At 72.4% G+C, this 21,432-nt stretch carries 17 protein-coding genes and 2 pseudogenes; 12 read left to right on the top strand and 7 right to left on the bottom strand.

Going from position 1 to position 21,432, the window contains the following annotated elements; translation table 11 throughout:
- Positions 1-30 precede the first annotated feature (30 nt).
- From ACIQFZ_RS26825 to ACIQFZ_RS26800, 6 genes and pseudogenes are all read left to right on the top strand, one after another.
- Positions 31-1,587: pseudogene (locus tag ACIQFZ_RS26825) on the top strand (DUF5682 family protein); the annotation flags it as partial.
- A gap of 208 nt (positions 1,588-1,795) precedes the next feature.
- On the top strand, positions 1,796-2,242 hold the full coding sequence (locus tag ACIQFZ_RS26820) for a DUF5682 family protein (protein ID WP_402692340.1): 447 nt from the start codon (positions 1,796-1,798) through the stop codon (positions 2,240-2,242).
- Positions 2,239-3,399 carry a VWA domain-containing protein gene (locus ACIQFZ_RS26815; RefSeq protein ID WP_382621638.1) on the top strand — a complete coding sequence of 387 codons (1,161 nt, stop codon included), beginning with the start codon at positions 2,239-2,241 and terminating at the stop codon, positions 3,397-3,399. The genes ACIQFZ_RS26820 and ACIQFZ_RS26815 overlap by 4 nt, the downstream gene beginning before the upstream one ends.
- Complete coding sequence (locus ACIQFZ_RS26810) at positions 3,396-5,354, top strand: hypothetical protein (protein WP_402692335.1); 1,959 nt, start codon at positions 3,396-3,398, stop codon at positions 5,352-5,354. The genes ACIQFZ_RS26815 and ACIQFZ_RS26810 overlap by 4 nt, the downstream gene beginning before the upstream one ends.
- 864 nt (positions 5,355-6,218) lie before the next feature.
- Entirely contained in the window at positions 6,219-6,422 is a 204-nt protein-coding gene (locus ACIQFZ_RS26805; protein ID WP_311699250.1) for a cold-shock protein, read from the top strand.
- A gap of 173 nt (positions 6,423-6,595) precedes the next feature.
- Entirely contained in the window at positions 6,596-8,080 is a 1,485-nt protein-coding gene (locus ACIQFZ_RS26800; RefSeq protein ID WP_402692334.1) for a DEAD/DEAH box helicase, read from the top strand.
- Between the two features lie 54 nt (positions 8,081-8,134).
- On the opposite strand, the pseudogene ACIQFZ_RS26795 reads toward ACIQFZ_RS26800, so the two are convergent.
- Positions 8,135-8,413: pseudogene (locus tag ACIQFZ_RS26795) on the bottom strand (class I SAM-dependent methyltransferase); the annotation flags it as partial.
- 88 nt (positions 8,414-8,501) lie between these two features.
- A complete protein-coding gene (locus tag ACIQFZ_RS26790; protein WP_402692333.1) occupies positions 8,502-9,689 on the bottom strand; it encodes a cytochrome P450 in 1,188 nt (395 codons plus the stop codon).
- Positions 9,690-10,329: 640 nt separating this feature from the next.
- Between ACIQFZ_RS26790 and ACIQFZ_RS26785 the strand changes: the two genes are divergently transcribed.
- Entirely contained in the window at positions 10,330-11,529 is a 1,200-nt protein-coding gene (locus ACIQFZ_RS26785; RefSeq protein WP_402692332.1) for an RNA-guided endonuclease InsQ/TnpB family protein, read from the top strand.
- Between the two features lie 344 nt (positions 11,530-11,873).
- Positions 11,874-12,140, top strand: coding sequence for a hypothetical protein (locus ACIQFZ_RS26780; protein ID WP_402692331.1), 267 nt, complete (start codon positions 11,874-11,876; stop codon positions 12,138-12,140).
- Positions 12,141-12,183: 43 nt separating this feature from the next.
- Here ACIQFZ_RS26780 and ACIQFZ_RS26775 read toward each other — a convergent pair whose 3' ends face one another.
- Together ACIQFZ_RS26775 and ACIQFZ_RS26770 are read right to left on the bottom strand one after the other, a co-directional pair.
- Positions 12,184-12,924 carry a class I SAM-dependent DNA methyltransferase gene (locus ACIQFZ_RS26775; RefSeq protein ID WP_402692330.1) on the bottom strand — a complete coding sequence of 247 codons (741 nt, stop codon included), beginning with the start codon at positions 12,922-12,924 and terminating at the stop codon, positions 12,184-12,186.
- An 84-nt stretch (positions 12,925-13,008) separates the two neighbouring features.
- Positions 13,009-13,404 (bottom strand): DUF5997 family protein, encoded by a 396-nt coding sequence (locus ACIQFZ_RS26770; protein ID WP_402692329.1) that lies wholly within the window; start codon positions 13,402-13,404, stop codon positions 13,009-13,011.
- A 58-nt stretch (positions 13,405-13,462) separates the two neighbouring features.
- Between ACIQFZ_RS26770 and ACIQFZ_RS26765 the strand changes: the two genes are divergently transcribed.
- Entirely contained in the window at positions 13,463-14,344 is an 882-nt protein-coding gene (locus ACIQFZ_RS26765) for a LysR family substrate-binding domain-containing protein (protein WP_402692328.1), read from the top strand.
- Between the two features lie 10 nt (positions 14,345-14,354).
- Here ACIQFZ_RS26765 and ACIQFZ_RS26760 read toward each other — a convergent pair whose 3' ends face one another.
- Positions 14,355-14,831, bottom strand: a complete 477-nt coding sequence (locus ACIQFZ_RS26760; RefSeq protein WP_402692327.1) for an Lrp/AsnC family transcriptional regulator — start codon at positions 14,829-14,831, stop codon at positions 14,355-14,357.
- A gap of 285 nt (positions 14,832-15,116) precedes the next feature.
- On the opposite strand from ACIQFZ_RS26760, the gene ACIQFZ_RS26755 reads away from it, so the two are divergent.
- Positions 15,117-16,658, top strand: a complete 1,542-nt coding sequence (locus ACIQFZ_RS26755; RefSeq protein ID WP_402692326.1) for an FUSC family protein — start codon at positions 15,117-15,119, stop codon at positions 16,656-16,658.
- Between the two features lie 100 nt (positions 16,659-16,758).
- The gene (locus ACIQFZ_RS26750; RefSeq protein WP_402692325.1) at positions 16,759-17,793 is read left to right on the top strand and encodes a lactonase family protein; all 1,035 of its coding nucleotides are present in this window, start codon (positions 16,759-16,761) and stop codon (positions 17,791-17,793) included.
- 156 nt (positions 17,794-17,949) lie between these two features.
- On the opposite strand, the gene ACIQFZ_RS26745 is transcribed toward ACIQFZ_RS26750, so the two are convergent.
- Together ACIQFZ_RS26745 and ACIQFZ_RS26740 are read right to left on the bottom strand one after the other, a co-directional pair.
- The gene (locus tag ACIQFZ_RS26745) at positions 17,950-18,870 is read right to left on the bottom strand and encodes a hypothetical protein (RefSeq protein ID WP_365434370.1); all 921 of its coding nucleotides are present in this window, start codon (positions 18,868-18,870) and stop codon (positions 17,950-17,952) included.
- Positions 18,871-19,057: 187 nt separating this feature from the next.
- The gene (locus ACIQFZ_RS26740; protein WP_383062474.1) at positions 19,058-20,050 is read right to left on the bottom strand and encodes an N-acetylglucosamine kinase; all 993 of its coding nucleotides are present in this window, start codon (positions 20,048-20,050) and stop codon (positions 19,058-19,060) included.
- 246 nt (positions 20,051-20,296) lie between these two features.
- Between ACIQFZ_RS26740 and ACIQFZ_RS26735 the strand changes: the two genes are divergently transcribed.
- On the top strand, positions 20,297-20,974 hold the full coding sequence (locus ACIQFZ_RS26735; RefSeq protein ID WP_365779214.1) for a uracil-DNA glycosylase: 678 nt from the start codon (positions 20,297-20,299) through the stop codon (positions 20,972-20,974).
- Positions 20,975-21,432: the final 458 nt, after the last annotated feature.

The raw sequence follows: 21,432 nt of genomic DNA, 5'->3' as shown, positions 1-21,432 counted from the left end.
GCATACGTCCTGGTCGAGGGCCCCGCCGACATGAACGACCGGATCGGCGAACTGCTCCTCGGACACGAACTGCCCATCGCCGTCTTCAGCCACTACCGCGGCACCGAACGGGTCGCCACCTCCTGGGCCCCGCTGTGCGCGTACTCCCCGGAATGGGTGGCACTCACCGAGGGCCGTACCGCGGGCGCCGAGGTCCGGTTCATCGACCTGCCCGCCTGGCACCGCGCCTTCACCGACCGCCCCGACGGCGCAGCCAACCGCTACGCCGACGCCGAGGCCCGCTACAGCCGCGCCACCGAACGGCTCCGCGCCCGTTACCGGGTCGACACCGTGGACGCCCTGTGGGACCGCGTCTTCGAGATCGCCGATCCGGACGGCCTGCAGGACCGCCTGGACGCCTACTTCGCCCTGGTGCGCGGCGACACCGAGGCCGACGACGGGGACCGCGCCCGCGAGCAGTACATGGCCTCCTGGGTCCGTGCCGCAGTTGCACACGCCGGCAGCCGGCCGGTCCTGGTGGTGACCGGCGGCTTCCACCAGCCCGCCCTGCGCGCCCTCACCGCCGCCCCCGGCACGTCTCCGGGCGCGGAACCCGCCGCATGGCCCCCGGTGCCCGTCCCGCCCGACGGGGCTGCGGGCGGCAGCTTCCTGGTGCCCTACTCCTTCCGCCAGATGGACGCCTTCGCCGGCTACCAGTCCGGCATGCCGTCCCCCGGCTACTACCAGCACCTGTGGGACGAAGGCCCCGACGCGGCCGCGAAAACCCTCCATCGCACCGTCGTGGAACGGCTCCGCGCCCGCCGCCTCCCCGCCTCCACCGCCGCCCTGATCTCCGCCCACACCCTCACCGAAGGCCTCGCCGCCCTCCGCGGACACCCCCGCCCCGCCCGCGTCGACGTCCTGGACGGCCTCGCCGCTGCACTGATCACTGACGACCTCGACCAGCCGCTCCCCTGGAACACCGACGGCCCCCTGAGGCCCGGCGCCCACCCCGCCGTCGTCGAAACGGTCGTCGCCTGCACCGGCGACCGCACCGGCCGCCTCCACCCCGACACCCCGCTGCCACCCCTGGTCCACCACGTGACTGCCGAGGAGATCCGCCTCGGCCTTGACGGCGACCGCACCCTCGACCTCGACCTCACCAACCCCCGAGGGCTCGAACGCAGCCGCTTCCTCCACCAGCTGCGCATCCTCGGCATCCCCGGCCACACCCGCCTCACCGGCCCCGACCACGGAGCCGAACCCCGCGACCACGAAACCTGGGAACCTTGCCCCCGCACCGGCCGCGACGCCGCACTGACCGAGGCCGGCGCCTACGGAGCCCGCCCCGACGAGGCCGCCACAGCCCTCCTCGCCCGCCGCCTCCGCGACACCGGTACAGCCGCCGACGCCGGGACCACCGCCGCCCTCCTTTTTGACGCCGTCCTCTGCGGAGCCGGAACCCTCTCCCGCGACCTCCTGGACGGCCTCGCCCACCGGATCCGTACCACCGCCGACCCCGGCCCCCTCGGGCGGGCCCTCGCCGTGGTCCTGGGCCTCTGGCGCCATGACCGCGTCTTCGGTACCGCCCGTGACCCGCTGCTCGGCACCGTCCTCGACCACGCCGTCGACCGGCTCTTCCACCTAGTAGAGGGCCTCCACGGCGGCCCGCCCGGCGTCGACGTCCCCCGCCTGCGCGCCCTGACCGCCGCCCGCGACGCCCTCCTCCACGCCGCACCCGCCCTTACTCTCACCCCGGAAACCGCCGCCGCAACCGCCGCCCGCATCGCCCGCGACCGGCACGCCCCCCGCCGACCTGCGCGGCGCCGCCCTCGGCCTGCGCCGCGCCCTCGGAGCCCTGGCCGAACCCGCCGGCGAGGCCGAAGCGTTCGCCGTCGCGGCCGACCCCGCCGTCCTCGGCGACTGGCTGGCCGGCCTGCTCGCCCTCGCCCGCGAAGAAATCCTGCGTCCCGCCCCGAAGGGCGAACAGTCCCTACTCGACACCCTGGACGGCGTCGTCACCACCATGACCGACGACGTCTTCCTCAACGCCCTGCCCGCCCTGCGTCAGGCCTTCGCCTTCTTCCCGCCCCGTGAACGCGAACGCGTCGCACAACTCCTCCTCGACCGCCGGAACCTGCACGGTTCCGCCCGCACCCTGCTGCGCACCACCGCCGACCCGCTGCTCCTCGCCCGTGCCGCGGCCCTCGAGGAACACACCGACCTCCTGCTCGACCGGCACGCCCTCGGAGCACCCCGATGACCCCCGACGACCCCCGCGCAGGACTGGAACGCTGGCGGCTGATCCTCGGCGCCCCCGCCGAACGCCGCACCGGCGGCCTCGACGGCCCGGACGCCGCCCGCGACACCGCCCTCCAGTGGCTCTACGGCCGCGACGACGACCTCGCCCGCCGTGGTGAACGCCGCGGCACCGCCGACGGCCGGGAGGGCGGCGACGGCCCCTCCACGCTCGCCGTCGTCGACTGGCTCGACGACATCCACCGTCTCTTCCCCCGGGAGACGGTCGAACGCCTCGAACGCGACGCCGTGGAGACCTACGGCATCGACGAGATCGTCACCGATCCCGACGTTCTTCTCCGCGTAGAACCCAGCACCAGCCTGCTGCGGGCCGTGCTGCGCACCAAACACCTGATGAACCCGCAGATTCTGGCCGCCGCCCGGCGCATCGTCGAAGCCGTCGTGCGCGACCTGACCGAGCGGCTGAGGCCGGAGATCTGGCGCGCCCTCACCGGAGCCCGCTCCCGCCGCCCCAGCCGAACCCCCCGCGCCCGGAACTTCGACTTCAGGGCCACGATCCGCGCCAACCTCGCCCACTACCGGCCCGAGGACCGCCGCATCCTCATCGAGCAGCCGCACTTCCACTCGCGCACCCGCCGCCACATCGAGCAGTGGCAACTGATCCTCCTCGTCGACCAGTCCGGCTCCATGGCCGGATCCGTGATCCACTCCGCCGTCACCGCTGCCTGCCTATGGGGCCTGCCCGGACTGCGCACCCATTTGGTTGCTTTCGACACGCAGGTCGTCGACCTCACCTCCGACGTCACCGACCCCGTCGAACTCCTGATGAAGGTCCAGCTCGGCGGTGGCACTGACATCGCCCGCGCCGTCGACTACTCCGCCGGCCTCGTCGACAACCCGCGCCGCACGATCGTCGCCCTGATCACCGACTTCTACGAGGGCGGCGACGCCCACCGCCTGACCCGCACCGTCCGCGACCTGACCGGACAGGGCGTCACCGTCCTCGGCCTCGCCGCCCTCGACGAGGAGGCCGCCCCCTCCTACGACCGCAACCTGGCCGGCCGCCTCGCCGAGGCCGGCGCACATGTCGGCGCCATGACCCCCGGCCACCTCGCCGAATTCGTCGCCGAGAGAATGGCCCACGGAGGACGAACGGCATGACCCGCACCGACCTGCTCGCCCTCACCCCCGACACCCTCGCCGCCCTCGCCAACCGCGGCCTGGTCAAACGCGCCGCCAAGGACCTCGACGCCGGAGCAGGCCCCGACCTGGACGTCACCGGCGACCACACCGTGCACGGCTGCTTTCCTGACGGCACCGAGACCCGACTGCCGCCCGGCGCCACCCTGCAGGACGCCCGCTGCAGCTGCGAGGCCCACGGAGTCTGCCGCCACCGCATCGGCCTCGTCCTCGCCTACCAGCGCACCGCGACCGCATCGGACACCCCGCCGCCTTTCACCGACTGGTCCCCCGGAAGCATCGACGACACCGCCCTCGCCGAGGCGTTCGGCCGTCCCGCCCTCACCGCAGCCCGTCGCACCCGCGACCGCGGCTACCAGGCCGTCCTCCACCGCCCCACCCCCGCCGACCCCGTTCCCGCCGTCGAACTCCCCGCCTGCACCGTCCGCTTCCCCGTGCCCCACCGCCCCGGCTTCGCCGTCACCGACGCCGCCGAGCCGCTGCGCGGCGCGACGGTCGTACTTGCCGTCTGGGCCTTCCGAGCCGCCGATACCGAGGGCAGCGACCGAGTCACCGTCGGAGGAAAGGAAACAACCCCGGACAACGGCGACAGCGCCCACCGCGCAGCCATGGACCTCGTCGACGAACTCCTCGTCGAAGGCGTCCCCCAGGCCGGCCCCGTCCTGGACGGAACCCTCCGCCGTGCCGGCGCCGCCCTCACGGCCGCCGGCCGCCACTGGCCCGCCGCGGCCCTCGAGGGGATACGCCACCAGCTTGCCGAGCACGCCGTCCGCGGCGCCCGCCACGACCGCGAGACCCACGCCCTGCTCCTCGCCGAACTCCACGCCCGCCACCGCGCCGCCCCCACCGACCCCGCAGCCGTCCTCGGCACTGCCGAGACGGCCCGCACAGCCTTGCGCCGAGTCCGCCTCGTCGCCCTCGGCTGCCACGTCGACGGCTCCGCCCGCGACCGCACCGCCGACGTCTTCTTCGCCCACCCCGATGCCGGTATCGTCCTCGTTCTGCACAAACGCTGGGAGCTGCCCGACGGTCAGGCGCCCACCAGCCACGACCTCGGCTCCCGCAGGATCCTCGGTACAAACCTGCGCACCCTTGCCGCCGCCAACGTGGTCAGCGAGGCCACCTCCCGCACAGCCAGCCGCGCCGTGGAGATCTCCCGCGGCCGGATCGCCACCACGTCCGTCACCCCCGTCGGCACCGCCTGGGACGACCTGCCGCCCGGGCTGCTGGTCACCGACCTCGCCGCACAGTTCCCCGCCCCCGGTACCCTCCCTCCCCGCCTCGTCCGCCCTCGGGTGGAGGCCGAGTCCATGCGCGTCCTCGCCGTCGCGGAGGCCGGACCCGTGCGGTACGACCCGGCCGCACAGCGCCTCGAAGCCGTCCTTCACGACCCGGCCGGCAACGAGGCCCTGCTGAGCACCGCGCACAACCCCCACTGCCCCGGCACCCTGGACGCCCTGGCCGCCGCCCTCGCCTCCGGCACCGCCGACCGGATCAGCGGTTCCCTCCGCCATGACCGGGGCAGGGTCCTCCTCGCCCCTCTCGCCGTCCGCACCTCCCGCGGCGTCCTCGTCCCCGACCTCGCCCCCGGCGACGGCGACACCGCCCTCCCCGTCGCCCCGCACCCCCCGGACGACCCCCTCACCACCGCCCTGGAACAGGCCCTCGCCGCCCTCGCCGAGGCCGCCCACCACGGCCTGAAGAACCTGACTGCCACCGACCACGACATCCTCGAATCAGCAGCCGCCCTCCTGCACCGAACCGGCTTCCACACCACCGCGGACAAGGTCTCCGCTGTGACAACTACCCTCCGCACCCACGGCCCGGCCCCCGCCACTTCTCACTGGCACACCGCCGTCATCCGCCTCGCCACAACCCTGGAACTCCACCGGACCGGCCCGTATACATTGCCGTGACTGGAAATGATGGTCCGGTGCGTTTACGTTGAGCCCCAGCATCTTGTGCACGTCATCCTCGATCAGCTCTCGGTTCGGTGGGACAGGCCGGGTCCACGTGGGGCGGTCGCGGGGCGGGCGGCTGGTGGCGCCGACGCGGAGGCCGTCCTGGCCGGAGACGGAGCCGACGGCCGGGACCAAGAGGTCCTGACAAAGGGTGTGCGAGTGCTCAAGAGCGGCGGGCCCCGGGAGGACCAAGGATCGCGACCAGCCTCTCTTCAGGGAGGCCAGCTATCCTCGGGGTTGCCTTAATTAACGGAGTTTGGTGGACACGAACCGGGATAACCCGAACAGGAAGATCCGTCTGTCGTTCCTGGGCTGAGGCGGCGCATCGCGGCGACTGCAGCCCGCATGCCCGGCCGCTCCAAGCGAGCGAACAACTCGACACCGAGGGATTCCGGGCCTGTCTTTCGCGGAAACAAATCGGGATAATCCGAGCCGAGGGGTGCGATTGACTTTCCTCGGGTAGCGAACGGGTCGTGGAGGCCGGGTGCTCGTCGCTGGAGAGGGTGAGTTCTCCTTGGTTGCACGTGTGAGCTGGACGTTCATCTGCCGTATGTATTCGAGGTGACGCCGGATGGTGTACTGATCCGGTGCTCCCGCGAGGTCGAGGCCTTACGGCATGGGCGAAAGTAGTGCGAATGTGCGCACCGTGCTAAACTTGCGGTAGTTGCAGTTGTGGTTCCCGAAACTTCAAGTGCCTCGGCGGTCGTATGCCGTCGAGCATTTTTGTATCTCCGGTGCTTATCCGGACGGGGTTCATTGTGGCAACGCAGGGGTTCACACGGTGTGGGCCCGCGGGCACTGCCCCCGAGGAGATATGACATGGCTACTGGCACCGTCAAGTGGTTCAACGCGGAAAAGGGCTTCGGCTTCATCGAGCAGGACGGCGGCGGCCCGGACGTCTTCGCCCACTACTCGAACATCGCCACCCAGGGCTACCGTGAGCTCCAGGAAGGCCAGAAGGTGAACTTCGACATCACGCAGGGCCAGAAGGGTCCGCAGGCGGAGAACATCACTCCCGCCTGACGTCGAAGCGTATGAGTAAGCTGGGACCCCGTCTTGCGGCGGGGTCCCAGCTTACTGTTTTTTGAATTCCGGTGGAATTCTTTTAGTCTCACATTCGGCTCGTTCTTGCAATTCATCCGGCTCATTCCTGTCGGGAATTCCTCGATGCGCGCCCTGTCGAGGAGAGGTTCTCCATGAGCCGTTCAGCTCGCACGAATGACCGTTTCCGCTCACAGGATCAGAGGCGCCCCGGCGCCGGCCCAGGTGATACCGGGCGCCGCCCCTCCGCACCACAGGGGGAGTTCGCGCTGCCGGTCACCGTCACCCCGGCCTTGCCCGCGGTCGCGACCTTCGGTGAACTGGACATGCCCGTCGAGTTGCTGAAGATGCTCACCAGTCTCGGCCTGAACGAGCCGTTCCCGATCCAGGCCGCCACGTTGCCGAACTCCCTCGCAGGGCGCGACGTCCTGGGCCGCGGGCGCACCGGATCGGGCAAGACGCTCGCCTTCGGCCTGGCGCTCCTCGTGCGTACGAGCGGGCAGCGTGCCGAGGCGCGGAAGCCGCTGGCCCTGATCCTCGTCCCCACGCGCGAGCTGGCCCAGCAGGTCACCGATGTGCTCGCCCCGTACGCCCGGCTGCTGAAGCTGCGACTGGCCACTGTGGTCGGCGGCATGTCGATCGGCAGGCAGGCCGGCGCACTGCGTGCCGGGGCCGAGGTGGTCGTCGCGACTCCTGGCCGCCTCGCGGATCTCGTCGAGCGCAAGGACTGCCGCCTGGACCGGGTGAAGATCACCGTCCTGGACGAGGCCGACCAGATGGCGGACATGGGTTTCATGCCGCAGGTCACCGAACTGCTGGACCAGGTACGTCCCGACGGCCAGCGCATGCTGTTCTCGGCCACGCTGGACCGCAACATCGACCTCCTGGTCCGTCGTTACCTCCATGACCCGGTCGTCCATTCGGTCGACCCGTCGGCGGGCGCGGTCACCACGATGGAGCATCACGTGTTGCAGGTGCACGGCGCCGACAAGTTCGCCACCGCCACCGAAATCGCTGCCCGCGAGGGGCGCGTAATCATGTTCCTGGACACCAAGCACGCCGTCGACCAGTTCACCAAGCACCTGCTGAGCAGCGGCGTCAAGGCCGCGGCGCTGCACGGTGGCAAGTCGCAGCCCCAGCGCACCCGCACCCTGGCACAGTTCAAGGCCGGCGACGTCACGGCGCTGGTGGCCACCAACGTCGCGGCTCGGGGCATTCACGTCGACAACCTCGATCTCGTCGTCAACGTCGACCCGCCCAACGACCACAAGGATTACCTGCACCGCGGTGGCCGAACTGCCCGCGCCGGCGAGTCCGGCAGTGTCGTCACACTGGTCCTCCCCGGCCAGCGCCGGGACATGGCCCGTCTCATGTCCGACGCAGGCATCAGGCCGCAGATCACGCAGGTCCGCTCTGGCGAGGCCGAGCTGAGCCGCATCACCGGCGCCCAGGCTCCCTCCGGTGTCCCCGTTGCCGGCAGCGGGCCGGTCGCGGAGCGCCCGAAGCGCGGCGGTGCCCCTTTCCGCGGTCTGGGCACCCGCCCGGGGCGGGCCGGCGGCGGTGGCGAGTCTCGCCGGTCTGCTGAGGCCCGCCAGATTGCCGAGGCCCGCAAGGCCGCACGGGTCCGTCGTGGCGCATAGACCGGCATGCGTGCCCTCGTACGCTGTGTCCGTGACTCAGGCCGGCTCGCGCCAGAACCGGCCGCCGGGCGTCAGGTGACGTGCGGCGTTGCGGAAGCATTCGACCTGCTCGTCCCGGGTGAGCAGGTTCGTGATCGTGTTGCACACGAGGCAGACGAGGGTGAACTCGCCGGAGACGGTGGTCGTGGCCATGTCCCCGATGGTGGCCGGGAGCGTGCCCTCGTCGGTCTTGCGCCGCAGGACCGCCGCCATGTGGTCGGACGGTTCGACCGCACGCGCCCTGTACGGCCTTTGCCGTCGGCGGACGTGATCGCCTTGAGGGCCCAGCCGTCCTCGGCGTGCTGGTCGCCGGAACCGTTCGCCACCTGACCTTCTTCGGCGGTGCCGGTACCGCGCAAAGCGGAGGTGACCAGGCGTCGCGTCAGCGCTGCGCCGGCACGTCCCAGCGGACGCGCAGAGCCGGGGGCTTCCGGAAGACCAGGCCTCTGGGCGCGGTGGGCGAGGCCGGGTCGAGCCGCAGGTCGGGGAGACGGTCGAGGAGTGCGAGGAGGCAGGCACGGGTTTCCAGGCGGGCAAGGTGGGCGCCCAGGCAGAAGTGCGGGCCGTGCGCGAAGGCCAGCTGGAGGCGGGAGTTGCCCCGTCGCAGGTCGAAACCGTCGGGGTCCTGGAAGACCTCGGGGTCGCGGTTCGCGCCGGCGAGCGAGACGACCACCAGATCACCGCGCCGCACGTCGGCACCGCCGATCGTCACGTCGGCGGTTGCGTAGCGGTCCACGACCGCCGCAGCGGGTTCCAGGCGAAGCGATTCCTCGATCGCCGCGTCGACCAGGTCCGGATCGGCACGCACGAGGGCGAGTTGACCAGGGTGTGCCAGCAAGTGCAGTACGGCGTTGGCGATCATGCCCTCGGTGGTCTCGATACCGCCGAACATCAGCACGGCGGCGTTGGCGACCACCTCCGGCAGCTTCAGGCGCTTGCTCTCGGCCGCCGCGACCAGCAGCGACGCGTCGCCTCCTGCCGCGACCGTCGCCTCGACGCTTCCTCGCAGCTGGTCGAACGCCGCCGCCCCGGCGGGGTTCGCCGACAGCCCGGCGGTGATGTCGGAGACCGCGCTCACGATGGCGTCATACCAGGACAGCACCGCCTCGGCGTCCGCGCCGACCAGGCCCAGCGACTCGGCAACAACGGAGACGGCCAGAGGCCCGGCCACCTCCCGGCGCAGTTCGGCGCTGCCACGCGGCCGGACGCCTTCCACGAGCCGGGCGGCTTCCTGTTCCACGAACCCGGTGAACCGGGCGTGTACATCTTGCGTGCGGAACGGGTCGGTGAAGGGGGCGCGGTGCCGCTTGTGCTCGGCGCCCTCCACGGAGAGCATGCTCGGACCGACCACCTGGGCGGTGGAGAAGCGGGGGTCGTCCACCGTGAAGGTCGCCGCGTCGCGCATCACGCCCAGCGCGAGATCACGCCGGGTCACCAGCCAGCCGCCCAGCACGGGGAGCCACGAAACCGGTTCGCGGGCGCGCAGCAGGGCCAGCCGGGGGTGAGGGTCGTCCTCCAGCTCCGTGAGCGTGGTCGCGGAACCGAGCGGAAACCGGCGCGCTGTCACCATAGAAGCTCCCCCTGTTCCCGTTCCTGGAATGGCTTCTGTGGAGCCCACTCAGAGCGTATGCGTCTCCGGCGGTGCGTTGAGCTGGTCCCACACCGTGGGTGACTCGCCCCCTGCGGTCCTCGGATGGTTCCGGCGCCCCGCATCGCCGCCGTCCCTGCCCGGTGCGTTGCCGCAGTCGGCACCGGGCCGCAGGGGGCCGGCCAGCCGCCCGTTGTCAGTGGCCCCTGCCAGGATGGCGGCGTATTCCACAGAACGGGAGCAGCAGCGCATGGTCGAGCAGGTAGCCCGCCGCATGGCCGAGCAGATCGTCAGGAGCGCGCCGGAGGGATGGACACGGGCCGTGCTCTCCGGTCACGCGGGCCGCGGTGGTACCGGGTTCACCTGCTCTCTTGCGAGGAGGGCCCGGCGTTCAGGCCGGGTGGGAATCGCATCCTGTGACAGCGGCGCGGAGCGCCACCGCATCCGGGTTCCGGGGCGCGGAGCGTCCTGGCAGCCTGCCCGGCGGAGCCGGACGAGCGCGAACACGTGTACCAGTGTTCGCTGATTGGGGTGATCGCATCGGAAGGGGGGTGCGGCTGTTCGGGTGTCGTGCGTACGGTCGCATGGTGGGTGCCGGGTGATCGGGACAAGGCCTGGGGGGATGGCGGTGCGGGAGGGCGACGGGGGCGGACATGCCCGGTATACGTACCGGTTGCGGGTGTCGGCCACGGCCGGGGCGGGGCTGGAGGGGGAGTGGGGGCGGTGCCGGTGGGTGTGGAACGAGTGCGTGGCCCGTTCCAGGAAGGCACACGCCGAAGGCGAGCCGTGCGGTCCGGCCCGGCTGGACCGGATGCTGACCCAGGCCCGCGCGGTGACGCCGTGGCTGGCCGCGGGCTCCTGTGTGCCACAGCAGCAGATCATCCGCGACTTCGCCGCATCCCGCACGAAGGCACTCAAGGGCATCAAGGACCGGCTGCCTGTGAGGCGGCGGGCCGGAATGCCCCGGCACAAGAGGAAACGCGAAACGGATCCGACGCTGAACTACACGCGGCGCGGGTTCCGGCTCAAGGACGGGCGGCTGCACGTGGCGGGCGGGATCGTCCTGACGGTGGTGTGGTCCCGTCCCCTGCCGGCCGAGCCCTCCTCGGTGCGCGTCTACCGCGACCGTCTGGGCGCCTGGTACTGCTCGTTCGTCGTCCCCGTCACGATCGAGCCACTCCCGCCGACCGGTGCGGTGATCGGCATCGACTGGGGAGTGAGGGAGACCGCGACCACCACCTCCGACGCCCATGATCTCCCCCACGCCCAGCACGGTCAGAAGGCGAAGGAGAGGCTGTCCCGCTACGACCGGATGATGGCCCGGCGCAGGCCCAAGAAGGGGCAGCCCGCGTCGAAGGGATATCGGGAGGCGAAGAGGTGGCGGGCGAAGACCTACGCGAAGATCGCCCGGCAGCGGCAGGACACCGCCCGCAAGTGGGCGAAGAAAGTCGTGCGCGACCACGATGCGATCGCGGTGGAGGACTTCCGGCCCAGATTCCTTGCCCGGACGTCGATGGCCCGCAAGGCGGCCGACGCCGCGATCGGTGCCACCAAGCAGGCGTTGATCGAGATGGGCCGCAAGCACGCGCGGGACGTGCGTCTGGTGCATCCTGCGCACACCACTATGGACTGCGCGCGGTGCGGGGCGAGAACCAAGCACGCACTGCCGCTGTCGGAACGCACCTATACCTGCACCGGGTGCGGAGCCGTCTGTCCCAGGGACAAGAACTCTGCCCGCGTGATGCTCGTCCGGGCAGGTCTGGACCCGGCTGGTGTCGAGGGCACAAGACCTCCTGGAGCGCTGCTCCAGGAGGCGGCCTGAGCCAGGAATCCCCTCTCCTTCAGGGAGGGGAGCAGTCAAGGGCGGCTACATCCTCCCCGGGGGCCGCGTACTCCCATAGGGCTGCCCGAGCTGCATTCCCGGTTGACGGAACTCGCGGAGGCGGTACGCGGCGACCGCGGCTGGGATCCCGTCAGCTGGGCACGCGTCAGCAGAGGGGCAGGGCCGCCCCCGCAGGCGATCCGGGACTGGCCGCGCCCCTGCGCGACCTGCCGGTCGAGTCCGTCCGCGTCGCACTCACCGGCGGCGACCTCACCGCGCTGGCAGGTCACCCCCACCTCGCGTCGCTCGACCTGAACACCACCGCACCGGCCGACCTCACGCCGGTGCGCGGCGCCCCCAACCTGCACGGACTCGACCTCTCCGGCGCCGAGACAGCCGACCTGACCGTCCTCGCCCACCTCGCGAACCTGCGTTACCTCGCCCTGGGCCGGCAGCAGTGGACCACGCTGCTCGACCACGGCAAGGTCCCACCCGCGCCAGCCGCCGTCCGCCTCGCCGGCGACGACGTCACTTTCGACGACGCCCTCGCCCTGGCCTCCCGTGTCGGCCTGGACACCGGCGACGCGCTCCACGTCGCCGGCAGCCTCTGAGCGGTTACGGGAGGCAGGGCCAGGAAGGCGAGGCAGGGGTGTCTCAAGCCGGCTTGCGCCACACGGAGATGTGCTTCGGGGAGTCCTGGGCGAACGGCGCCCCGTCCCAGTCGGCGACGCGCCGTTCCAGCTCGAGCCCCGCGATCCGCGCCATCAGGTCGAGTTCCGCCGGCCACGCGTACCGGTGCCGGGAGTCCGCGCGGCGGTAGCGGCCGTCCTCACCGTCACGGCTGAAGTGGTGCGAGACGAGGATCTGCTCGACGAGGTCGAAGGTGTCGAAGCCGAGGTGCCGGTCGGAGACGTCGAACGGCACCGCGATCTGCCCGGGCGGCAGGAACCGCAGCGGCGGCACGCCCAGTTCGATGACGAACCGGCCGCCGGGCGACAGATGGCGCGCGGCGTTGCGGAAGCATTCGACCTGCTCGTCCTGGGTGAGCAGGTTCGTGATCGTGTTGTAGACGAGGTAGACCAGGGTGAACTCGCCGGGGACGGTGGTCGTGGCCATGTCCCCGAGAGCGACCGGGAGCCCGTCCTCGTCGATCTTGCGTCGCAGCACCGCCGCCATGTGCTCGGACAGTTCGATGCCCACCACGGGCACGCCGCGTTCCCGCAGCGGGACGCCGACGCGTCCGGTCCCGATGGCGAACTCCAACGCCCGGCCGTCACCGGCGAGTTCGGCGAGGAAGTCGAGAGTCGGGCCGAGGAAGGCGGCCGAGGACCTCTCGGCCTCCCCGGCGTCGTAGCGTTCGGCGGTTTCGCGGCTCCACAGTTCGCTGCTCGTCACGGGCGGCCACTCTGCCGGGCGGGTCGGGACGCTGTCCACGCATTTTCCCGCCACCGCCCCGTCGGCAGGTCAGTGGCCCGGCGGTTACTCCGAGTCCTGCTCGGCGCGTTCGGCGGCGCGCTGCTTCAGGCGTGCTGTCTCCTTGCGCACCTCGGCCTGCGTGGCGCGCTCCTTCTCCAGCCACTCGGGCTGCTCGTGCTTCAGCGCCTCGATCTGCTCGGTGGTCAGGGCCTCGGTGACGCCGCCGCGCGCGAGACCGGAGACGGAGACACCCAGCTTGGCCGCGACCACCGGACGCGGGTGGGGGCCGTCGCGTCGCAGGTCCCGCAGCCACTCGGGCGGATCGGCCTGGAGCTCGTTGAGCTCGGCACGCGAGACGACGCCCTCCTGGAACTCGGCGGGCGTGGCGGGGAGGTACACACCCAGCTTCTTCGCCGCGGTGGCGGGCTTCATCGTCTGGGCGGTCTGGTGCGACTTCATGGTGTCCAGACTATCGACCGCGGACGAGGGGGCCGACCACGCCGGGTAACCTGGCGGCGTGACCGGCTCGGATGCATCTGCCTCGTTCCGGCTCGCGTACGTCCCCGGGGCGACGCCCGCCAAGTGGGTGCGCATCTGGAACGAGCGCCTGCCGGACGTCTCCCTCGCCCTCGTCCAGGTCCCGGCCGCCGAGGTGGCCGAGGCGCTGCGCGGTGGCGCTGCGGACGCGGGGATCGTACGCCTGCCGGTGGACCGTACGTACTTCAGCGCGATCCCCCTTTACACCGAGACCACGGTGGTGATCGTCCCCAAGGACCATCTGGTGACCGCCGTGGACGAGGTGTCCGTGGCGGACCTGGCCGACGAGGTCGTCCTCCACCCGCTCGACGACGTCCTCGGCTGGGACCGGCCGCCCGGTGAGGAGGCCTTCGAGCGGCCCGCCACCACGGCGGACGCCGTGGAGCTGGTGGCGGCCGGAGTGGGGCTGCTCGTCGTTCCCCAGTCGCTGGCCCGCCTCCACCACCGCAGGGACCTCACGTACCGGCCGGTCGCCGACGCCCCGCAGTCGAGCATCGCGCTGTGCTGGCCGGAGGAGGCGCACACCGACCTGGTGGAGCACTTCATCGGGATCGTCCGCGGCCGGACCGTCAACAGCACCCGGGGCCGCGCGCAGGCCCGGCCCGAGGAGCAGTCCCGGGGCAAGGACCGGCGTGCCGAGGCGGCGGACACCCGCCGCAAGCCCGCTGCCGGTGGAAAGACCGGTGGAAAGACGGGCGGCAAGGCGGATGGCCGTACGGGCCAGGCGTCGGGCCGCTCCGGCCGGGTGACCGGCCGTGCGGGCGGGCCCGCGGCCCGCAACCGGCGCGGTGGCTCGGGCGGCTCCGGCGGCTCGGCCGGTGGCAGGAGCGGCGGACGGGGCAGGCCGGGCCGCGGGGCGTAGTCGCCCCGCGTCACTTCCGTGCGCCGCGGCCGATCGACTCCACCAGCGGCAGCAGCCGGTACGGGACACGCTCGCGCAACGCCACCTCCGTGCGGGTGCGGACCACGCCCGGCAGGCTGATGAGCTTCTGGATCACGTCCTCCAGATGGGCGTTGTCGCGCGCCACGACACGGGTGAGCAGGTCGCCTCCGCCGGTGATCGAGAACGCCTCGACGATCTCCGGTACGGCGGCCAGCGCGTCCCCGACGTCGTCCAGGTGCCCCTGGGTGACCTCGATGTGCACGAACGCCAGGACCGGGTGGCCGAGCGCGACGGGGGAGAGGGTGGGGCCCGTGCCGGTGATCACCCCGTCCCGTTCGAGACGGTCGAGGCGGGCCTGGAGAGTGCCCCGCGCGACACCGAGAATGCGGGCGCACTCGCGCACGCTGGTGCGCGGCTGCTCCAGAAGCAGCCGCAGAATGCGGGTGTCGAGTTCGTCCACGGCCATGGCGACGCGGGCCTCCTCCCAAATCGGTGATCGGCACTGACTGTACCAATGGCTCACCAGAACGCCGCACAGATGGGCCAGGTGCTGTAGTCCATTGGCTCTCTGCCAGCATGCCGACGAGATGTCCGAATGTGCCAATGGCTCAGTGTTGCCGTGTTGGCTTGAGCCAGGGGCGCCGGTGATGCTCTCATGGACATGTCGATGGCGCTGCGGATCCCCGCGGCGCCTTTCTCATGCCGGTGTCGCGCCGGCGTTCCAGGTGTCTTCCACAGGGGGCGGTAAGCAGTGCTGAAGAGGGTGTTCGTGGCTCCGGACCCGGGCCGGACGCGGCTGCGTTTCGCCGCCAGGGCCGTGCTCGGCATCGGCCTGGCGGTCGCCGTCTGCGGGGCGGCGGGACACTCCCTTCCGGGCGCCGTCACCGGCGGGCTCGCCGCGCTGCTCGCCCTGTTCACCGTCATGGACCCCACGGTGCGCGGACAGCTCGTCACCACTGTGCTGCTGCCGGTCGCCGGACTGCCCGTGCTCGCCGTCGCGGCCGGGCTGCACGACCACCCCGTGGCACGCGACCTCGCCTTCCTCGCCGTGGTCGGCGCGGGCGTGTACGCGCGCCGCTGGGGGCCGCGCGGCCACAGTCTCGGCGTGTTCGCGTTCATGACCTTCTTCGTGGCGCAGTTCCTGCACACCACGACAGGCCAGCTGGCCGAGGTGTCCGCCGCCGTCCTGCTGTCCGTGCTCACCGCGGCGGTGGTGCGCTTCGGGGTGTGGTGCTACGAACGCCGGCTGCCTGCCGCAGCCGCTCCCGCGGTCCTGGGCGGCGGCGGACTGGACCGGGTGACCACCCGGCAGGCCGTGCAGGCGACGGCGGGCGCCGGCTTCGCCCTCGTCATGGGGCAGATGGTGTCCGGCGAGCGCTGGTACTGGGCCGTCGGCGCCACCTGGTGGGTGTTCGTGAACACGGCCTCGCGCGGCGAGACCCTGGTCCGCGGCTTCCGCCGGGTCCTCGGCACGGTGCTCGGCATCGGTCTGGCCGCCCTGGTCGTCGTCCCGCTGCACGGGGCCGCGCTCTCCACCGCAGTCCTGGTCGCCGTCTGCGTCTTCGGCATCTTCTACACGGCCGCGGTGTCCTACACCTGGATGATGCTCTGGGTCACGCTGCTCGCCACGGCGCTCTACGGCCTTCTCGGCGTCCTTGTGCCTGGGGTTCCCGGGGCTTCCGGGTTTCCCGGGGTGCCCGGGCTGCTTGCCCTGCGGTTCGGGGAGACGGCGGTCGGCGCGCTCGGCGCCTGGCTGGCCGTGCTGTTCGTCCTGCCCGTCACCACCCACGCCGTCACGGACGCCTGGATCCAACGGGCCCTGCGCTGTGTCCACGCGTGCACGGCCGAGGCCGCGGCCCGGTTGGCCGGCACCCCCGGCGCCGACCCGGCGCCCCGCGTGGCCGAACTCGAACAGCTCCTCGGCCGGGTACGGCTCTCCGTGGCCCCCCTCGTGCATCCGCTGAACCCGATGCGCGGCCGCAAGCGGCGCGCCCGCCAGGTGCTCGCCCTGCTCGACGACTGCGCCCGCGAGATCCGCGGCCTCGTCGCCGTCGCCGCCGACCCGGAGGCCTCCCACGACGAGCGGCTGGCCGCCGCGTGCCACCGCGTGGAACTCGCGGTGGAAGCCCTCATCGACGACGGCTCGGACACCGCCCCGCGGGTCGCCCCCGCCCACCCCCGGCCGACAGCCGCGGAAGCCGCCCTCACCCATCTCCACGACCTGGAACACGCCTTGGCGGAACTGGCCGCGCCCCTGCGGGCGCCGTCGGGTTCGCCGCTGGTCGGTGCGTGACGCCGACGGCACGTCGCGAGCCACGTCCCCAACTTGGTCTAGACCTAGAGGGGGTGACTGCTACCGTCGCTCGGACGGGACGACCGAGAGGGGACCAGTGGTGGCACACGGCGGCAGGCGGCGGGCGTTCATCGGGTCGTTCACGGCGGCGGGAGGGCCCGGGGTCGTCACCGCGGCGGTGTCCGAGGAGGGCGGGGCGCTGACCGTGCTCAGCGGCGTCGACGGCGTCCTCGACCCCTCGTACCTGGCCCTGTCCCGCGACGGCGGCACGCTCTACGCGGTGAGCGAGACGGCCGAGGGCGCCGTGGCGGCCTACCGCGTGAAGGGCGAGACGGTCGAGCTGACCGGCCCGCCGGTGGGTGTCGGCGGTAGCGGCCCCACCCACCTGAGCCTGCTCGACGGGCATGTCCTGACGGCCAACTACGGTTCCGGCAGCGTCAGCGCCGTTCCCGTCCACGCCGACGGGCGCCTCGCCCCGGCCGCCTCGGACGTGCTGCGGCACACCGGCTCGGGCCCGCACGAGCGCCGCCAGCGCGGTCCGCACGCCCACCAGGTCCAGCCGGACCCGAGCGGCCGCTGGGCCGTCAGCGTGGACCTCGGCACCGACTCGGTCCGGGTGTGCACGCTGACGGACGGGCGGCTCGCCGTGCACCGGGAGATCGCGCTGCGGCCCGGCTCCGGGCCCCGCCACCTGGCGTTCCACCCGGACGGCGCGTACGCCTACGTGGTCAACGAACTCACGCCCACCGTCACGGTCTGCCGCTGGGACGCCGCCGAGGGCTCGCTCAAGCCTCTGACAGAGAACCCGGTCCTGCCCGACGCCCCGGCCGGCGACGCCTACCCCTCGGGGATCGCGGTCGCGCCGGACGGCCGATTCCTGTGGACCGCGACGCGCGGCGAGGACGTCCTGTCCGTGTTCGCGGTCGAGGGGGACGGGGAGCGGCTGCGGCTGGTCGGGAGCGTGCCGTGCGGCGGCCACTGGCCCCGGGCGCTGACCCTGTCCGACGGCTTCCTGTACGTCGCCAACGAGCGCTCCGGGGACGTCACCTGGTTCGCCGTGGACGAGGCGACGGGGCTGACCGCGCGGGCCGGCGCGGTCGAGGTGGCGGCGGCGTCCTGCGTGGTCTTCGGCTGAACGCGCGCACGGGCGCCGGGCGCCCCCGACGGCACGAACGAAACGAACGACACGAACGACCCCGATGGTCCGGCCGGCAGCGTGGTCGGTATGGCGAAGGGCCCGCTCCTCGGCGTGAGGAGCGGGCCCTGGTCGTACGGGGTGGGGCTGCGGGCGTCAGCGGGCCGGCGCGCTCTGCGGCTGCGGGGCGATGCCCAGGGCCGTCGTGTAGCTGGCCAGGGCGAGCTTGCCGATCGCCGGGTACGGGCCGAGCGCCTCGGCGGCGGCGCAGCCGGCCTCCTCGGCGGCGGCCTGGATCAGTTCCGCTTCGATCTCCGGGCCGATCAGGTACGGCGCCAGGGCGAGCTGCTGTGAGCCGGCGGACCGCAGCTGCTCGGCGACGGAGGCGATCGAGCCGTCCTGGTCGAGAGCGGCCGCCATCACCGGCACGGCGAGGCGGGCGGCGAGCAGCATGCCGGTGATCCCGGCCGCCTGCACGGCCTCCTCGCCACCCACCGAGGCCAGGATGATCCCGTCCGCCGCGGTGGCCACGGTGAACAGGCGGGCGCGGTCGGCACGGGCCAGGCCCGCCTCCGACAGCCGGACGTGCAGTGCCTCGGCGAGCAGCGGGTGCGGGCCGAGCACATCGGTCAGCTCGGCGGCGACCCGGCTGTCCATGACGGCCTGGCGGATCCGGCGCAGCAGCGCGTTGTCCGGACCGGCCAGCAGCGGCACCACGACCGCGACCGGGCCGTCGGGCTCCTTGACGTCCGCGCCCGCGGCGACAGCCTGCTCGTAGCGGGCGGTCCGCTCCTCGGCCGCACGGGTGAGGACGGACTGCACGGTCGGGTGGTCCGCGTCGTCCCCGTCGAGGTAGCCGATCCGGGCGTCGAGTCCGGGCAGCTCGGAGCGGGCGATGCTCACGACCTCCTCGGCGAGGCCCCGCGTGGCGTCGCCAGGGGTGCCCGGAACCGCGAGGACGAGAGCGGGCGCGCCCTCGGGCGCCGCCAGCGGTTCGGGCCGGCGGTGCCGTCCGGGCTGGCGGGGGCGCGGCATTCGTACTGGTAGGCCGGGCGCGGGCCCAGTGGGGGAGCTCATGGCGCCGCATGTTACTGGCTTCCGGGGCTCCCCTGTTCGGGGAGGGTGCAGGTGAGCGGTATCCGTCCGGTTTTGTCTGATGAGTTACGTACGTATACCAAGCGCCGATGTGGCCCCATCGGACCGGATGGGGACAACTCGGTCGGCCCATCGGCGTACTTGTCCGGCAGGTGCGGATGTGGGCGGATCAATCCTTTTGTGGGGGTGGTACGTACAGCAACTTCTCATCACCCGGCAGGGCGAGGACGTCTCTGGCCAGGTCGGTCGCGATGCGCACGCAGCCGTGCAGCGGATCGCCTTCGGCGCGCACCCGCCGTGCGTGCGGGAGCCGCTCGCAGAGTTCCTTCTCCAGCGGTACGAGGAGGGGGTCGCCCAACTTGAACAGGCCGCCGGTGAGCGCGAGCAGCGGCTCTCCCGTGGGCGGGCAGACGGCCACGGCGGACTCGGCCATGTGCCGGGCCGCCGCGCGCAGCACACCGGCCGCGACCGGGTCGTCGGCCGCGCAGGCGGCCACCTCGGGCGCGAAGGAGGCCAGGACGGCGGCGCGGTCGGAGCGCGGGTAGAGCTTGCCGGGCAGTTCCGTCATCGGCCCGAACGCCTCCTGGGCGCGGGCCAGCAGCCGCGCCGAGCCGCCGTCCCGACCGTCGTGGGCGCGCAGCGCGGCCTCCAGGCCCGCCCGTCCGATCCAGGCTCCGCTGCCGCAGTCGCCGAGCAGATGCCCCCAGCCGTCCGCGCGCCGCCAGCCCGTGAGGTCGGTGCCGATCGCGATCAGGCCGGTCCCGGCGGCGACGACGGCGCCGGGGCGGGGGCCCAGGGCGCCGGTGTAGGCGGTGACCGCGTCGGCGGCCAGCGCGACCCGGCGCACGCCGAGGTGCCGTGCCAGCGCGCCGGGCAGTTCGGCGCGCAGCGCGTCGCCCAGGGTGGCGAGCCCGGCTGCCCCCAGTACGGCGGTCTCCAGCCGCCCCACTCCGGCCTCGGCGGCCAACGCCCGGGCCATGGGAACGAGTTGGTCCATGAGATGTACGGGGTCGATGCCCCGCGCGCCGGTGCGCACCGGCTCACCGGACTCCCCTCGCGCCAGCGGCCCGCGCCCGGGCACACCGACGACGGCCCGGAGCCCGGAGCCGCCCGAGTCCACGGCGAGGAATCCGGCCGTACCGGCCTGTACGTCCCCGGTCACGGCAGCACCCCGCCCCCGACGGGGTCCGCCGACGTGGGGGAGGGGAACGAGGGGGCGCGGCGCCCGCGAGGGAGTGGCTCGGTCACTGGACGCACCGGGCTTCCCTCCCTCTGACGGCCGGCTGCGTGATCCGCCCGACCGGCTCGATGACTTTGGTGAGGAGGAAGACTAGCGTCGCGGACGCTCCCCCGCAGCGGCCGGTCCGCGGGCACGGGTTGTCGGTGTGGGCCGCTAGAGTGACGCGGCGTGGCACCACGACCGTTGCATGAACTAGTAGAGGCCGGCTGGGCGAAGGCTCTGGAACCGGTGGCCGGGCGTATCGCGGGCATGGGTGACTTCCTGCGCGCCGAAGTCGCGGCCGGCCGGACGTATCTCCCGGCGGGAGCGAACGTCCTGCGGGCGTTCCAGCAACCCTTCGACGATGTAAGGGTCCTGATCCTGGGTCAGGACCCCTATCCGACACCGGGAATGGCGATCGGCCTGAGTTTCGCGGTCTCGCCGCAGGTGCGGTCGCTGCCGGGCAGCCTGGAGAACATCTACCGGGAGATGAACTCGGATCTGGGTCTGCCCAGGCCCTCCAACGGTGATCTGACCCCGTGGACCCAGCAGGGCGTACTGCTGCTCAACAGGGCGCTCACCACGGCCCCGCGCAAGCCGGGCGCCCACCGCGGCAAGGGCTGGGAGGAGGTCACCGAGCAGGCCATCCGCGCCCTCGTCGCGCGGGAACGGCCGCTGGTGTCGATCCTGTGGGGGCGGGACGCGCGCAACCTGCGCCCCCTGCTCGGCGAGTATCCGGCGATCGAGTCGGCGCACCCTTCGCCAATGTCCGCCGACCGGGGCTTCTTCGGCTCCCGCCCGTTCAGCCGGGCCAACGATCTCCTCCAGCGGCAGGGGGCCGAGCCGGTGGACTGGCGACTGCCCTAGGTCTTGGCCGCCGCCGACGGGTGAGTAGCCCGGCCGTGGTCAACGGACCGGACGGGAAAGGCCAGTTCGCGGCCGGAGGTCGGGCCGGCTGACAAGGAGGCCCGCCGGCAAGGAAGTTGATCTTGCCGGCGATCCCGTGTGCGATGCTCTCCCCTTGACATCTCCCCCAGCTGAAGCAGGGGATTCAACCCTCACGGGTTGATCTTTCTGTTTCATCGACAGCAGCCGACCCGAATCAACGGCGAGGACTGGTGTACCAGTCATCGGTCTTACGCCAGCTCCACAGACCTGACATCCCGCCAGCCCGGCGGTAGGTCCGGTCAGCTTGGTTATCGCCGACCGGACACCCGAAACCTATCACCCCACCGGAAGGCCGCGGATGGTCGAAGACGAATCGCCCTGACGGCGATTCGTCTTTCCCTGCCCTGCTCCGCAGGGGTCCGATTCCTCCCCGCCCT

It is taken from the genome of Streptomyces sp. NPDC093064 (assembly GCF_044754605.1).
Lineage (GTDB): Bacteria > Actinomycetota > Actinomycetes > Streptomycetales > Streptomycetaceae > Streptomyces.
Note: the sequence above shows the minus strand (reverse complement) of the source record. Positions and strands in the feature narration are given on the sequence as shown.

What these genes read in the sequence shown, in the direction of transcription:
- ACIQFZ_RS26815 (WP_382621638.1), top strand. Translation starts at nt 2,239, where the DNA reads ATGACCCCCGACGACCCCCGCGCAGGACTGGAACGCTGGCGGCTGATC.
- ACIQFZ_RS26810 (WP_402692335.1), top strand. Translation starts at nt 3,396, where the DNA reads ATGACCCGCACCGACCTGCTCGCCCTCACCCCCGACACCCTCGCCGCC.
- ACIQFZ_RS26805 (WP_311699250.1), top strand. Translation starts at nt 6,219, where the DNA reads ATGGCTACTGGCACCGTCAAGTGGTTCAACGCGGAAAAGGGCTTCGGC.
- ACIQFZ_RS26800 (WP_402692334.1), top strand. Translation starts at nt 6,596, where the DNA reads ATGAGCCGTTCAGCTCGCACGAATGACCGTTTCCGCTCACAGGATCAG.
- ACIQFZ_RS26790 (WP_402692333.1), bottom strand. Translation starts at nt 9,689, where the DNA reads ATGGTGACAGCGCGCCGGTTTCCGCTCGGTTCCGCGACCACGCTCACG.
- ACIQFZ_RS26785 (WP_402692332.1), top strand. Translation starts at nt 10,330, where the DNA reads ATGGCGGTGCGGGAGGGCGACGGGGGCGGACATGCCCGGTATACGTAC.
- ACIQFZ_RS26770 (WP_402692329.1), bottom strand. Translation starts at nt 13,404, where the DNA reads ATGAAGTCGCACCAGACCGCCCAGACGATGAAGCCCGCCACCGCGGCG.
- ACIQFZ_RS26760 (WP_402692327.1), bottom strand. Translation starts at nt 14,831, where the DNA reads ATGGCCGTGGACGAACTCGACACCCGCATTCTGCGGCTGCTTCTGGAG.
- ACIQFZ_RS26745 (WP_365434370.1), bottom strand. Translation starts at nt 18,870, where the DNA reads ATGAGCTCCCCCACTGGGCCCGCGCCCGGCCTACCAGTACGAATGCCG.